This window comes from Hamadaea sp., assembly GCF_013362815.1.
Taxonomy (GTDB): domain Bacteria; phylum Actinomycetota; class Actinomycetes; order Mycobacteriales; family Micromonosporaceae; genus Hamadaea.
In genome coordinates this window covers 19,788-33,072 of record NZ_JABFVK010000067.1, presented here as the reverse complement: position 1 = coordinate 33,072, position 13,285 = coordinate 19,788, and the positions used below count along the sequence as shown (strand labels likewise).

Genomic DNA, 13,285 nt, shown 5'->3' with positions numbered 1-13,285 from the left:
ATGCTTCAAGCGGCAGCGGAAGCATGCACAACCGTGATCCGCAGGGAACGCGCGGTGTCAGGGGCGGAGGGCGAGTTTGCCCACTGTGGACCGAGACTCCAGGGCGGCCAGCGCGGCCGGACCGTCGGCGAGGGCGTACGTGGTCGGAGAGCCGGGCGGGATGACGCCGGCGGCGATGAGGCCGGTCAGCTCGTCGAGCAACTCGGCGAACAGATCGGGCGCCTCAGCCATGAGTACGCCGAGATGCAGGCCGATGAGCTGCACCGGACGAAAGTTCAGCGCCCGGTTGGTGACCGTGGCGTCGCCGCCCGCCATACCGTAGACGACCACGCGACCGGTGATCGGGCGGGCGGCGGCGAGGCTGCGGGCGAAGTCCGGTCCGCCGACCGATTCGAGGATCACATCGATCCGCCGGTCCGGTACCGTCGCGAAGACTTCGTGCGCGCCCGCTGTGCGTACCAGTTGATGTTTGGCGGGAGAGGCGGTCGCGAGCACGGTGGTGCCGAAGTGACGCGCGAGCCGGACCGCGGCCTGGCCGACCCCGCCCGCCGCGGCCTGGACCAGGACGGTCTCGCCGGCGGCGACGCGGCCGAGCCGGAGCGCGGCGAGGGCGGTGGCCCAGTTGAGCATGAGTCCGAGCGATTGCTCGCCGGACCAGCCGCGGGGGAGCGGCATGGCGGCCGAGGTGGAGAGGACGAGGTATTCCGCGAACGCGCCCGGGCCGATGCCGAGAACCTGGTCACCGTGGGCGAAGGAAGTCACGCCGGGGCCGAGCGCGACGACCTCACCGGCGGCTTCGAAGCCTGCCACATAGGGCGCAGTAGGACCGTCCACATAGGTGCTATAGGTTTGCATGACGTCGGCGAAGTTGACCCCGGCCGCAGTGACCCGGACGAGGATCTCGCCCGGACCCGCGGTCGGCCTGGCGATATCGACGAGGCGCAGGTCGGCCGGGCCGTGCCGCGAAGTCTGCTGAAGTGCTCGCATGCGCCGACGGTAAAACCCTGACACTTACCGCAAGGTCAAGCGACCGCAGCCAAGTAAGCCGCCAGCGCATCCCGGTTGCGGGACAGCACATCGATGCGGTGGTCGAGCTGGGCCTTCTGCTTGGCGAGCTGATCGACCACTTCGGTCGGGAGGGCGGAAGCGCCGAGATGCGGCAGGACGTCGCGGATGATCCGCGTCGGGAGACCCGCCTCGATCAGCCCGTGGACTTGGCGTACGCGGTCGACGGTGGGCGTGCAGTAGTCGCGATAGCCGTTCTCGCAGCGGCCGGGTTCGATCAGGCCCTCCGCCTCGTAGTGCCGCAGGGAACGGACGCTTACTCCGGTCTGCCGGGCGACCTCGCCGATCTTCACCGGCCAACGGTAGCTCGGGCTCCTCGCCGCGACCGCCGCTTTGCGCGCCAGATCAGGGTTCTGGGTCGAATCTCGCGCCATGATTCGACCCAGAACCCTGATCTGGCGGCCGGAAGGGAGCGACCTTGACACCGATGATCACGAGGACGACACTCGCCGGAAACGATTACGGAACTGTGCTGTAAACGTTTCCGAAACCCCCGAGGAGCCCAAGTGAAGCGTTTCCTCATCCCCGTCCTGTCCGTCCTCGTGCTGCTGATCGGCGGCGTCGGCACTGCGGAAGCGGGGCGTACGCGTCCCGGCGAGCTCGTGACCGGCAGCGCCCCGAGCGCAGCGCTGGGCGAGGACATCGACTACACGGCCTATCTCCCGTACGGGTACGAAGCCGGAACACAGCGGTACCCCGTGCTCTACCTGTTGCACGGCCGGGGCGACACGATGACGGCGTGGACGACCGTGAAGTCCACGTTGGACGAGTTGATCCAGGCCAAGAAGATTCCGGCGTTGATCGCGATCCTCCCCGACGCGCCGTGGAGCGACCGGGGCAGCTGGTACGTCGATTCCCGATACCAGAGCGGCAAGTCCGTCGAGACCGCCCTGACGCGCGATCTGATCAAGCACGTCGACAGCACCTGGAGGACCGCTCCGATCAGGCAGGCGAGACTGGTCGGGGGGTATTCGATGGGAGGAGCGGGCGCGCTCCGCTTCGCTCTCGCGCACCCGGACGTGTTCAGCGCGGCGATCGTGCTGAGCCCGGCGGTCTACACCCCGTTGCCGCCCGCCGACTCCTCGGCTCGCGAATTCGGGGCGTACGGGGTCGGCGATCAGCTCTTCGACGACCAGCGCTATCAAGACCTGAATTACCCAGCGCTACTTGCCAAGACCAGTCCCGACCTTCCGGTGCAGCTGTTCATCGCGGTCGGCGACGACGAGTGGGCCAACCCCGATCCGGCCGACGCGCGGCACGACCTCGACTTCGAATCCGAGGCGCTCTACAACGCCGCCCGCCGCGCACCCGGCGTGAGCGCGCAGATGCGCATCCTCGACGGCGGACACGACTGGACCGTGTGGGCGCCCGCGTTCGCCCAGGCCATCCAGCATCTCGGTCCGACGCTGAGCACTGTTCCGCCGCAGCCGCTGCCGACTCCGCTGCTGGGCACGGCCGGCACCGATTGGGCGGGCGGCATCGCGAGCGTCGGTGGCGACGCGTACACCGTCGGCTTCGCGGCGAGCGCCAGTGTGGACGGTCAGGCGTACCACGGGAAACTCGACGCGGTCGTGACCAGGCCGGGGAGCTGGACCACCGAGTTCGGGACCGCGGTGGACGAGCGTCTCTACGGCGTGGCCGCGCAGCCGGACGGTGGCGTGCTGGTCGCCGGTTACACCAAGGGCGACCTGGACGGACAGCACGCGGGCAATGCCGCGGACGACGCCTTCGTGGCCAGTCTCGACGCTTCGGGATCGATCCGCTGGATCACGCAATTCGGGTCCGCGGGGGTCGCCGACCGCGCTTACGGCCTGGCCGCGAGCCCCGACGGCGGCGCTTACGTCACCGGCTACACCAAGGGCGCGCTCGACGGCGCCAACGCGGGCGACAAGGACACGTTCCTGGCCCGCGTGGCTCCTTCCGGTCAGCTTCAATGGGTACGCCAACTGGGCGGACCGGGCGAGGACAAGGCATTCGCAGTGACCGCTGGTATCTCAGAGGTCTACGTCTCGGGAACCGCCGGATCGCCGTTGCCCGGCACATCCGGGTTGGGCGGCTACGACGGCTTCGTCGCGCGGTACACCGATGCGGGCGCGCTGAGCTGGGTCAAGGCCGTCGGCGGCAGTGGAGACGACCGGCTCGACGGAGTCACCGTCAGCGGCGGGTACGCCGTGGCGACTGGAGCGGCGAACGGCGACCTGATCGCAGTCTCGTTCAGCAGCAACGGTTCCGAGCGTTGGACCACCACTGTGGACAGCGGTGCGGCGGACGGCGGTGTGGCTGTGGTGGCGCGCGCGGACGGCGGAGTCGACCTCGTCGGGTACACCCGGGGACGGGTGACCGTGGCGGCCGGAGGTTCCGACGTGTTGTGCGTACGCCTCTCGGCCAAGGGGGCGGTGCTGGCCAAGAGCCAGTTCGGCTCACCCCGGGACGAGGTCGTCGACGCCTTCGCGGAGCCCAACCTCTATGCGGCCGCAGCGCCGGACGGCCGCCTCCTGATCAGCGGCCTCACCTTCGCCTCGTCCCCCTCCGGCGACCTCTTCATCGCGCGTTGATCATGAACCTAAGGTCCGCCTCGGCGGCGTGTCACGCCCCCGAACGCCGTGATCAACCGGCGCGCCGCGCCGTGATCAACCCGCCGCGCCGCGCCGTGATCACCGGCGCGCCACGCCGTGTTGATCACGGGCTTGTGGGGCCGACACGCCGCCCGGCGGAACCTTAGGTTCATGATCAACGCGGCGGCAGGGTGAGCTTGTAGCCGACGTGGCTCTGCGTGAACCCGAGTTGGTCGTAGAACCGGTGTGCGTCCGTCCGCGACTTGTCGCTGGTCAACTGCACCATTGCGCAGCCTTCCGTCTGGGCGGTGTCGATCGCCCAGCGGATGAGCTGCTTGCCGAGCCCGCCGCCGCGCAGGTCGGAGCGGACGCGTACCGCTTCGATGAGCGCGCGGCGGGCTCCTTTGCGCCCGATGCCGGGGATGATGGTGAGTTGCATCGTCGCCATCACCTCACCGTTCAACTCGCCGACGACGAGGCGCTGATGCGGATCGCCGTCGATCTCCGCGAAGGCTTCGGCGTACGCCGGATCGTCGGGCGAGCCCTCCCGGGTCGCTCCCAAGTGGTCATCGGCGAGCATGGCCACGATGGCGGGCAGGTCGGCTGCGGTGGCGCGGCGTATCGCAAGATCAGTCACGGCTTGGACGATATCGGCCTGCCGCCTTGATCGGGTTTCCTACGCTGGTTGTCATGAACCGCATCACCCGCCTGTGGGCCGCGCTGGTCGCCGGCCTGTTCACCGTGCTGGCCCTGCCCGGGGTCGCCTATGCCGCCGAGGACGAGTACCTGCGTCGCGGCCGTGGCATGGGCTTCTGGGGCTGCAGTGCAGTCTGCTGCATCGTCGTGGTCGGCGGTATCGTCGCCGCGATCTACCTGATCACCCGCAACCGCCGCCGGTAACCTCCGCCCGAAGAAGGGCGGTGGCACCAGCAGGCGGGCTGGTGCCACCGCGTACGCCGTCGCCTCAGGCTGCGGCGGGCTCCGTCGCCGGGCACCTCGGCCTCTTTGCGCGTTTGCGCGGCCTCTTTGAGCTGCAGATCACGGATGTGCATGCTTCCTGGGGCATCGGAGGCCTGCATATCCGTGATCCGGTGGCGCCTGCGTGGTCCGGTGGGGCCGCGTGATCAGGTGGGAAAGCGGGCGGGCGGGTTCAGCCGACGGTGACGACGACCTTGCCCGAGGCGTGTCCGGCCTCGACATAACGCATGGCGGTCGGCAGCTCCGCGAAGTCGTACCGCCGGTCGATCACCGGTTTGAGGTCGCCGTCATCGGCGTACCGGGCCAGTTCGGTGAGGTTGCGCGCGCTGTCCGCCCCGATCTTCGTGTCGGTGCCCACGATGCGCTGGGAACTGAACCGGCCGACCAATTCGCCCGCGATCCGGTGATCCATCGGCCGGAACCAGCGGCCCGCCTGCCCACCGATCACCACATAGGACCCCTCCAGGCGCAATACGCGTTTCGCCGCTCCGATACGGGGACTGCCCGCGATGTCGATGAGCGCGTCGAAGTCCCGCGCGGTCTTGGTGAAGTCCTCGGCGGTGTAGTCGATGACGGCGTACGCCCCGAGGCCCTTGACCAGGTCGGCGTTGCGCCCGCCGCAGACACCGGTGACCTCCGCGCCGGCGGCTCGGGCCAGTTGCACTGCGAACGTGCCCACTCCGCTGGAGGCTCCGTTCACCAGCACCCGCTGGCCGCTGCTCACCTTCGCGTCGTCGCGTACGGCTTGGAGGGCGGTCGCGGCGGCCATCGGCACTGCGGCCGCCTCCTCGAAGGACAGGCTGCGCGGCTTCAGCGCCAGCAACTCCTCCGGTACGCACGCGTACTCGGCGTAGCTGCCGTGCTTGACCAGGGCGTACGCCTCGTCGCCTGGGTGGAAGCCGGTGACGCCGTCGCCGACCGCCTCGACGACGCCGGCGAGATCGCAGCCGAGGATCGAGTGGGTGGGGCGGCGCTTGCCGAACCCGCCCGGCACGAACCGGGCCGCGATGGGCTCGCCGCGCATGTGGTGCCAGTCGTAGGGATTGATGGACGTTGCGCGGATCTGTACGAGCACCTCGCCGGGGGCGGGTTCCGGCTTCGGAACCTCACTGAGCAGCAGATTCTCCGGCGATCCGTACGCGTGGAGCAGGTACGCCTTCATCGAGAACTCCTGACCTTACGTTGTAAGTCTTACGTTGTAAGGTAGCCTTACGCCGTAAGGGCGGTCAAGAGGTCAGGCGGAGAAAGTCAGCGCAGCCGATCGAGGCCGTCGAGCACGATGTCGAGCCCGAACTCGAATTCGGCCTGGTCGTCGCACCAGCCGAGGGTCGAGTCGGGATCGTCGTGAGCGATCTCCGACAGCATGCCGACGAGGTTCGGCAGTCTCGCCGCCATGGCGGCCATGATCGGATCGGGTTCGCCGGTGGTGGGCCCGTTCCCCGGTGCTCCCGGGGTGAACAGCTCCTGGCTGAATCCGACTGCGCGGCTGCCCAGGGCATGCAACGCGTGATGGGTCTGATCGTGGGTGAACCCGCCGTTGCGCATGATCCCGACGAGCGCGTCCATGTGCAACAGGATCTCGGGGCTCGCATTCGTTCGCGACTCGATCACCGCGGGGGCCCACGGGTGGCGCAACAACACCTTACGCGCGGCAAGAATGCGTACGCGTGCCGCCTTCTTCCAGCCGTCGCCGTGACTCGGCAGCTCGACCCGCGCGGCGGCCTCGTTGATCTCCGCCCCGATCACGTCGACGATCCCGTCGAGGACCTGCTCCTTGTTGGCCACGTGGTGGTAGAGCGACATCGCCTCGGCGCCCAGCTCCTCGGCCAGCCGGCGCATCGTCACGGCGGAGATCCCGGCGGAGTCGGCGAGCTCGACCGCGGCCCGGAGGACCCGGTCCCGGCTCAGGGCAGGTCTCGACACGCGGCCATCTTATCGCGGCCGTCTTACAAGGTAAGGCGGGTCGATCATGACTGCGCGGAGTCGATCACCCACGAGTGGGATTGGCGACCTGCGAAAACGCTGTCGATCACCCCGGTTAGTTCATGATCAACGCGAAAGGGCAACGCGAAAGGGCAACGCGAAAGGGAGCCCGGGGCCGGTGGCCCCGGGCGTAGAGTCAGCTGAGCTTGGCGTTCAGGGAGATGGCCGCACCCGGCGACAGCAGCCGCGAGATCGGGCAGTTCTCCTTGGCGCCAATGGCCAGCGACTGGAACTGAGCGTCGTCGATGCCGGGTACGGTGCCGACGGTGTCGAGGTCGATCCGGGTCACGGTCATCCCGGCGTCGGTCTTGTCGAGGTGCACGCTGGCCGTGGTCTCGACGGAGGTGGGCGGGAAGCCCGCGTCCGACAGCGCCTTGCTGAACGCCATCGAGAAGCAGCCGGCGTGCGCGGCGGCGATGAGTTCTTCGGGGTTGGTCCCCTCGCCCTCCTCGAAGCGCGACTTGAACGAGTAGTTCCCCTCGAAGCCGCCCTTGCCGGTGCGGATCGTGCCGGAACCTTCGGTGAGCGTGCCCTGCCAGCGGGCCGATGATGAGCGGATAGGCATAGTCACGACCCTACTGCGGGACGCTCGGGAAGTACGCGGGAACCGTCACGCCACCCGGATCAGGCCGGTGAGGCCCGGCAAGGCGACGTCCCCAAGAGACGATCCACGCCAGGTCACGCCCCCTTCGCGGGCGGCGTACACCCGGGTGAGGTCGCGGGACACGGCCAATCCGCGTACGGCCGGTGTGGACCACTTCTCGATCGGCGTACCGGCCAGGTCGAGAACTTGAACTCCCTGGTCACCGCCCAGATACAGCTGTTTGTCCGAGGCGGTGGCGTACGCCGTCCCGGAGTCGGCGGTGACCTTGACGACGTCGAGCACTTTCAGAGTTTCGGTGGAGATCCGGGCGAGCGCGCCGGCGGCGAGGTCGACCACGAACAACAGCGTCCCGTCGGCGCTCAGCGTGATCGAATAGGCGCTGCTCGGCGAGTGCCCGAACGGGTCGGGCAGGTCGATGCAGTACGCCCAGTTCTGCTCGGTTTCCAAGGTGTGCACGAACGCGTGCACGTTGCCGGGGCGGCCCGACAGCAGGTCGCGGGTGTGCTGGTGGCCAGGTTGGTGGGTGTAGAGCGTGTAGAGCACGCGCCCGGACGGCGACGCCACCGCGGTCCGGCCCTCGCCGCGCATCTCCTCCTCCGCGCCCGGTGGAACGGGCACCTTGTCGCGGGTCCACAGCGGTTCCAGGCGCTGCGTAGCGAGGTCGAGGCGGCGTACTCGGTAATGGTCCGGGGCGTTGGCGGGCAGCCATTCCAGCACGAACAGGCCGGTCTGATCGGCGGTGAAGGCATCCGGCTCGACGACTCCCGGCACCGTGATCTTCTGCCGGATCTTCGCCGAGTCCGCGATCACGATCGTGGTCTTCGCCCGCGCTTGCGGCTTCAGTGGATCACCCTCCGGTGCGACCAGCGCGACCAGGCTGCCGCCCGCGTGCACGACCCGCGGCGTCCACCGGCCGTCGACGGCATACCCGCCCAGGTGCGTACCGGCCAAGGTGGTCGTGAAGTCCAGCCGCGTCGTCTTGTCAGTCGCCGTGGCCAGGCACAACATCGAGCCGGTCGCCGACAGGGCCCCGGCCCGCCCCGGGGTCAGGCCACCGTCGCGGGCCACTGCCAGGCCGTCGCGAGTCTTCACGACAAGCACATCTGGTACGCGTAAAGCAGCGGGCCGGGTCTCGTCGGTTGCTTTGCAGGCAGCCGTCGCGGCCGCGGCAGCCGCGGCTCCGGCGAGCATGAGCAGGTTCCGTCGTGTCGTCATGTTCTGCCGACACCGGTGGAACCATCCGGGTTCCCGCGGTGTCATGTCATGTGTCGAGAGGCGTCATCCTGGAGTCCATGGAATCGCAAGCCGTCACCGAGGCCGCGCTCGTCGAGCGGGCCGCGGCCGGCGACCAGCAGGCGTACGCGGAGCTGGTCGCCCGCACGAGCGCGCTCGCCCGGCGTACGGCGACCCTGCTCGGGGCGGGTGACGACGCCGAAGACGTCGTGCAGGAGGCCTACGTCAAGGCGTACCGGCGGCTGACGACCTTCCGCGGCGAATCGTCGTTCCGGTCGTGGCTGCTGACGATCGTCGCGAACGAGACCCGGAATCTGCATCGCACCCGCCAGCGTCGGGCCGGGCTGCTGGAACGGGCGGCGGCCGTCGAGGGGCCGCCGATCGAACACGACGACGCCGTCGACGGCGCGTTGTCGGCCGAACGGCGGGCGGAGCTGGTCTCGGCGCTTCAGCAGCTCAGCCCGGCCGATCGGGACGTGCTGGTCTACCGCTATCTGCTGGACATGTCCGAGGCGGAGACGGCCGAACTGCTCGACCGGCCGAAGGGCACGGTGAAGTCTCGGGCCAGCCGGGCGCTCGCCAAACTGCGTACGCAGCTGATCGTCGCCGGGTTGGTGATCGCCACCGTCTTGACGGTCGTCTTCGTCCCACCCGTACGCACAGCGGTCGCCGACGTCGTGACCTCGATCCTCCGGCTCGGCGGCGTCGAGGTACGCCGAGGCGAACCCGCGCCGAGCATCGCACCGACCCCGAGTCCGCTGCCGAACCTGACCAGCGGGGATCTGGCGCGGGCCCGAGCGCAGGCGGCGTTCCCGATCGGCGTACCGGCGGCTCTCGGCGATCCGCAGCGGGTGGAGCTCGCCGATCCCGGTCCCGACGGACATCCGCGCGTGGTGACGCTCGTCTATTCCGGCGTACGCCTCGACGAGTTCGACGGCCAACTGGATCTGGCCTTCTCGAAGACCGCCGACGGGGTCGAATGGGTCGGCGCCGACATGATCTGGGTGAGCAAGCCGCACCCCATCGTCTACGTGGACCGCTGGGGGAGATCGCATCAGGAGACCGCCCGGCTGTCCGGGCCCTGCCTGGTGTGGCAGCGCGGTTCGGTCACCTACCGGCTCGAAGGGGTGCCGACGATAGACGAGGCGCTGCGGATCGCCCGATCCGTGTCATGACCGCCGCAGGGGGCGCAGGAGATCACCCGATTGACACCGATCGAAGTCACGCGTACACGTAGATCATGCCCAATGTCTCCCGTTCCCGCGCGTCCCTGCTCTTTGTTCCGGTCTTAGTTTTAGCCGGGATGACCCTCCCCGGCAGCGTCCACGCTGCCGGGCTGCCGTACCAGGACCCGTCGTTGCCCGTCGCGACGCGCGTCGCCGATCTGCTGTCGCGGATGACGCTCGACGAGAAGATCGGCCAGATGACCCAGGCCGAGCGCGGCAGCGCGAGCGCCACCGACGTCACCACCTACCGCCTCGGGTCGATCCTGTCCGGCGGTGGCTCCGCGCCGACGCCGAACACCGCGACGAGCTGGGCCGACATGTACGACTCGTTCCAGACGGGAGCCATGGCGACGCCGTTGCAGATCCCGATGATCTATGGCGTCGACGCCGTGCACGGCCACAACAACGTGGTCGGCGCGACGATCTTCCCGCACAACATCGGGCTCGGCGCGACCCGCGATCCCGCGCTGGTCCAGCAGATCGGGCAGGCCGTGGCCGAGGAGGTCAGCGGCACCGGCATCGACTGGGACTTCGCGCCCTGCCTCTGCGTCGCGCGGAACGACCGCTGGGGGCGTACTTATGAGTCGTTCGGCGAGGTGCCCTCGATCGCCTCGTCGCTGTCGACGATCATCACGGGCTTGCAGGGCACGTCGCTCAACGGCCCGTCGTCCGTCCTCGCCACCGCGAAGCACTACGTCGGCGACGGCGGCACCGAGGGCGGCGACGACCAGGGCAACACCGTGCTCTCCGAGGCCGACCTCCGGGCGATCCACCTGCCGCCGTTCCAGGCCGCCGTCCAGCGGGGCGTCGGCTCGGTGATGATCTCCTACAGCAGCTGGAACGGCGTCAAGATGCACGGCAACAAGTACCTGATCACCGACGTCCTCAAGGGAGAGCTCGGCTTCTCCGGGTTCGTGGTCTCGGACTGGAACGGCATCGACCAGATCGACGGCACGACCGGCTTCACTGCGGCCGAAGTCACCGCCGCGGTCAACGCGGGCATCGACATGGTGATGGTGCCGACCGCGTGGAAGAACTTCATCACCACCCTTCGGGCCGAAGTGGCCAACGGGCACGTGCCGCTGAGCCGGATCGACGACGCGAACCGGCGGATCCTCACGAAGAAGTTCGAGCTCGGGCTGTTCGAGAAGCCGTACACCGACCGGTCGTTCACCGCGACCGTGGGGAGCGCAGCCCACCGCACGCTCGCCCGGCAAGCCGTACGCCAGTCGCAGGTGCTGTTGAAGAACGCCGGCAACGTGCTGCCCCTGGCGAAGGACAACAACAAGATCTTCGTGGCGGGCAAGAACGCCGACAACATCGGCAACCAGTGCGGCGGCTGGACGATCTCATGGCAGGGATCGTCGGGCAACATCACGCCCGGAACCTCCATCCTGCAAGGCATCCGGGCGGCGGCCGGACCGGGCACGACGGTCACCTACAGCCAGCGCGGTAGCGGTATCGACAGTACTTACAAGGTGGCGATCGCAGTCGTCGGCGAGACCCCGTACGCCGAGGGCCAAGGGGACCGCACCGGCACCATGAGCCTCGACCGCGACGACTTGCGCGTCATCAACACGTTGCGGGGCAAGGGCGTACCGGTCGTGGTGGTGCTCGTCTCCGGACGCCCGCTGGACATCGCGACGGAACTGCCGAACTGGAACGCCCTGCTCGCCTCATGGCTGCCGGGCACCGAGGGCGCCGGAGTGGCCGACGTCCTCTTCGGCGACTACAAGCCGACCGGGAAGCTGCCGTCGACGTGGATGACCAGCGTTTCCCAACAACCGATCAACGACGGCGACGGCAAGACCCCGCTGTTCCCGCTCGGCTACGGCCTCACCTACCCGTAGCGCCCGACCCTTTCAGCGCTGGATCAGGGTTCCGGGTCGAATCTTGGCCCAAGATTCGACCGCGAACCCTGATCCAGCGCCATCAAGGGCGCGCATAGCGGGCCGATTCGAGGAGCCACTCCAGGTGGCCGCGCGGCGCGCCCAGCAGCACCATCGCTACTTTGCTGGCGTCCCGCGCGGCCCCCGTGCTCAGATCCAGCCGGGTGAACTCGGCCGGCAGCGCGCGGGCGGCGGCGGTCAGGTCGTCGATCCGGGCGGCGATCCGATCCAGCACTTCATCTGCGGCGGCTGCCAAGGAGATGCCGCGATCGGCCGCCAAAACTAGGACGTAGTTGTGCACGTCGCCCCGGGCGCTCTCCTTGGCTGCCGAGGCCACGTCGTTGCACCACGCCGTCACGTCGTTGCAGGCCGACAGCAGTCCGCGCCACGCCGCCGAGGTACGCAGCTCGCCCGGCAGTTCCGCGCCCAGCACCGGTTCCGGGAGGTCGAAGAGGAACGAACCGTTGGCCTGCCGGCGCAGTTGTGCGTACTCGTCGGGCGAAGGAATGCGCCGCGTGGACCGGAAGCGCGCCTCGTAGCGGCACGCGGCCCGATGCTCGGCGAGATGGACCCGGAACATGGACCGCCAGCTCGCGCTGGAGCGTGGCGCGGTCCGGGCCCACAGGTCGCGGAAGGACCGGACGACCGGGTGAGCGTCGAGTGCCGGCGGTGTGTCGCAGGAGCTGAGAACGGCGTCGTAGAGACGGTCGACGGCGTTCTCGTCCCAGCCGAGCGGCCCGTCATCGCGCAGGTCGTCGAAGACGAACAGCCAGACCAGCCACTGTCCGAAGAGGATCACCTCGGGCGTCTTGGTCTCGGGGAAGGCCCGCGCGGCCATCTCGCCGAAGCGGGCGGCGCGGAGCCGGGCCGGATAGAGCTCCGGGAAGCTGCGCAGCGCCCACTCCTGGACGGCCAGCTCGATCGCGGCCTCGTCGCGGTGATGACGGCACGGCGCGGCGAGCGCGGGCACCCGTTCCACGAGGGGCAACAGGTCGAGCGCGCTGGGCATCCCGGCCGCGCGCGTGGGCGCGGCCGGGACAGCCGCCGGAGCGGTGGTCACAGCGGACCGAACAGATGGTTGCCCGGCAGCTTCGGATCGCCGCCGGTGTAGTACTCGTACGCCGCCTGCACCAGCTCGTCCACCGACAGGCTGCCGTTGGCGTCGAGGTCGAGCCGTTCGAAGGCAGCGATCGCGTCACCGTCGCCCGTGCCGAACGCCGACTGCAGCACCTGGAACTCCGAGAGCGAGACGGCACCGTCGGAATCGGTGTCGCAGAGCGCCGCGATCGCCACGGCCGCCGGGCGGAACGTCTTGTCGAACTTCTGCCCGTCGATGTACGCGCTGATCATCGCGGTACGGAACTCGGCGGGCGAGATCGATCCGGACTCATCGGTGTCGGCGTGCTGAACGATCTCCGACCACAACTCGTCGAACCGGTCGATCAGTTGCCTGCCCTTGCTGGACGTCGGCGACTCGCCGAAGCCGAGCAGCACCCGGGAGCCGAGGCCGAGCATGTCGTCGCGCTCGATCTCGCCGGAGTGGTTTGCGTCGATGTGGTCGAAGGCTCGGTCGAGCTTTTCGATCTGCAGGTCGTTGGCCATGGCTCCTTCCTACCGGACCAAAACCGACCTTCCCTCACATATTGACCCACTTCAACCCACCGGTTCTTTCCGCGCGATCCCGCCGCCCTTTCCGCGCGATCATGAACTATCGGGCGTGATCGGCCGGTGTGTCGTGGCCGCGGGAGCCTG

General features: G+C 68.9%; 13 protein-coding genes. 4 read left to right on the top strand and 9 right to left on the bottom strand.

The window, feature by feature from the left end; translation table 11 throughout:
* Positions 1-57: 57 nt before the first annotated feature.
* On the bottom strand, positions 58-987 hold the full coding sequence (locus HOV77_RS27415) for a zinc-binding dehydrogenase (protein WP_290866623.1): 930 nt from the start codon (positions 985-987) through the stop codon (positions 58-60).
* A gap of 35 nt (positions 988-1,022) precedes the next feature.
* Entirely contained in the window at positions 1,023-1,358 is a 336-nt protein-coding gene (locus HOV77_RS27410) for a MerR family transcriptional regulator (RefSeq protein WP_290866621.1), read from the bottom strand.
* Positions 1,359-1,571: 213 nt separating this feature from the next.
* On the opposite strand from HOV77_RS27410, the gene HOV77_RS27405 reads away from it, so the two are divergent.
* Positions 1,572-3,620 carry an alpha/beta hydrolase-fold protein gene (locus tag HOV77_RS27405; protein ID WP_290866618.1) on the top strand — a complete coding sequence of 683 codons (2,049 nt, stop codon included), beginning with the start codon at positions 1,572-1,574 and terminating at the stop codon, positions 3,618-3,620.
* Positions 3,621-3,795: 175 nt separating this feature from the next.
* Here the strand turns inward: HOV77_RS27405 and HOV77_RS27400 are convergent, their stop codons facing one another.
* Positions 3,796-4,257, bottom strand: coding sequence for a GNAT family N-acetyltransferase (locus tag HOV77_RS27400; RefSeq protein WP_290866616.1), 462 nt, complete (start codon positions 4,255-4,257; stop codon positions 3,796-3,798).
* A gap of 53 nt (positions 4,258-4,310) precedes the next feature.
* On the opposite strand from HOV77_RS27400, the gene HOV77_RS27395 reads away from it, so the two are divergent.
* Entirely contained in the window at positions 4,311-4,520 is a 210-nt protein-coding gene (locus tag HOV77_RS27395) for a hypothetical protein (RefSeq protein WP_290866613.1), read from the top strand.
* 250 nt (positions 4,521-4,770) lie between these two features.
* Here the strand turns inward: HOV77_RS27395 and HOV77_RS27390 are convergent, their stop codons facing one another.
* The 4 genes from HOV77_RS27390 to HOV77_RS27375 all read right to left on the bottom strand — a co-directional run bounded on the left by HOV77_RS27390 (position 4,771) and on the right by HOV77_RS27375 (position 8,400).
* Positions 4,771-5,760, bottom strand: coding sequence for an NAD(P)-dependent alcohol dehydrogenase (locus HOV77_RS27390; protein WP_290866611.1), 990 nt, complete (start codon positions 5,758-5,760; stop codon positions 4,771-4,773).
* A gap of 86 nt (positions 5,761-5,846) precedes the next feature.
* The gene (locus HOV77_RS27385) at positions 5,847-6,521 is read right to left on the bottom strand and encodes a TetR/AcrR family transcriptional regulator C-terminal domain-containing protein (RefSeq protein ID WP_290866608.1); all 675 of its coding nucleotides are present in this window, start codon (positions 6,519-6,521) and stop codon (positions 5,847-5,849) included.
* A gap of 196 nt (positions 6,522-6,717) precedes the next feature.
* Entirely contained in the window at positions 6,718-7,146 is a 429-nt protein-coding gene (locus HOV77_RS27380; RefSeq protein ID WP_290866605.1) for an OsmC family protein, read from the bottom strand.
* A gap of 45 nt (positions 7,147-7,191) precedes the next feature.
* On the bottom strand, positions 7,192-8,400 hold the full coding sequence (locus tag HOV77_RS27375) for a hypothetical protein (RefSeq protein WP_290866603.1): 1,209 nt from the start codon (positions 8,398-8,400) through the stop codon (positions 7,192-7,194).
* Positions 8,401-8,477: 77 nt separating this feature from the next.
* Between HOV77_RS27375 and HOV77_RS27370 the strand changes: the two genes are divergently transcribed.
* Both HOV77_RS27370 and HOV77_RS27365 read left to right on the top strand, forming a co-directional pair.
* On the top strand, positions 8,478-9,593 hold the full coding sequence (locus HOV77_RS27370; RefSeq protein ID WP_290866601.1) for an RNA polymerase sigma factor: 1,116 nt from the start codon (positions 8,478-8,480) through the stop codon (positions 9,591-9,593).
* Between the two features lie 128 nt (positions 9,594-9,721).
* Complete coding sequence (locus tag HOV77_RS27365) at positions 9,722-11,494, top strand: glycoside hydrolase family 3 protein (protein ID WP_290866599.1); 1,773 nt, start codon at positions 9,722-9,724, stop codon at positions 11,492-11,494.
* 82 nt (positions 11,495-11,576) lie between these two features.
* On the opposite strand, the gene HOV77_RS27360 is transcribed toward HOV77_RS27365, so the two are convergent.
* Complete coding sequence (locus HOV77_RS27360; RefSeq protein WP_290866596.1) at positions 11,577-12,593, bottom strand: terpene synthase family protein; 1,017 nt, start codon at positions 12,591-12,593, stop codon at positions 11,577-11,579.
* Positions 12,590-13,135, bottom strand: a complete 546-nt coding sequence (locus HOV77_RS27355; protein WP_290866594.1) for an EF-hand domain-containing protein — start codon at positions 13,133-13,135, stop codon at positions 12,590-12,592. The genes HOV77_RS27360 and HOV77_RS27355 overlap by 4 nt, the downstream gene beginning before the upstream one ends.
* Positions 13,136-13,285: the final 150 nt, after the last annotated feature.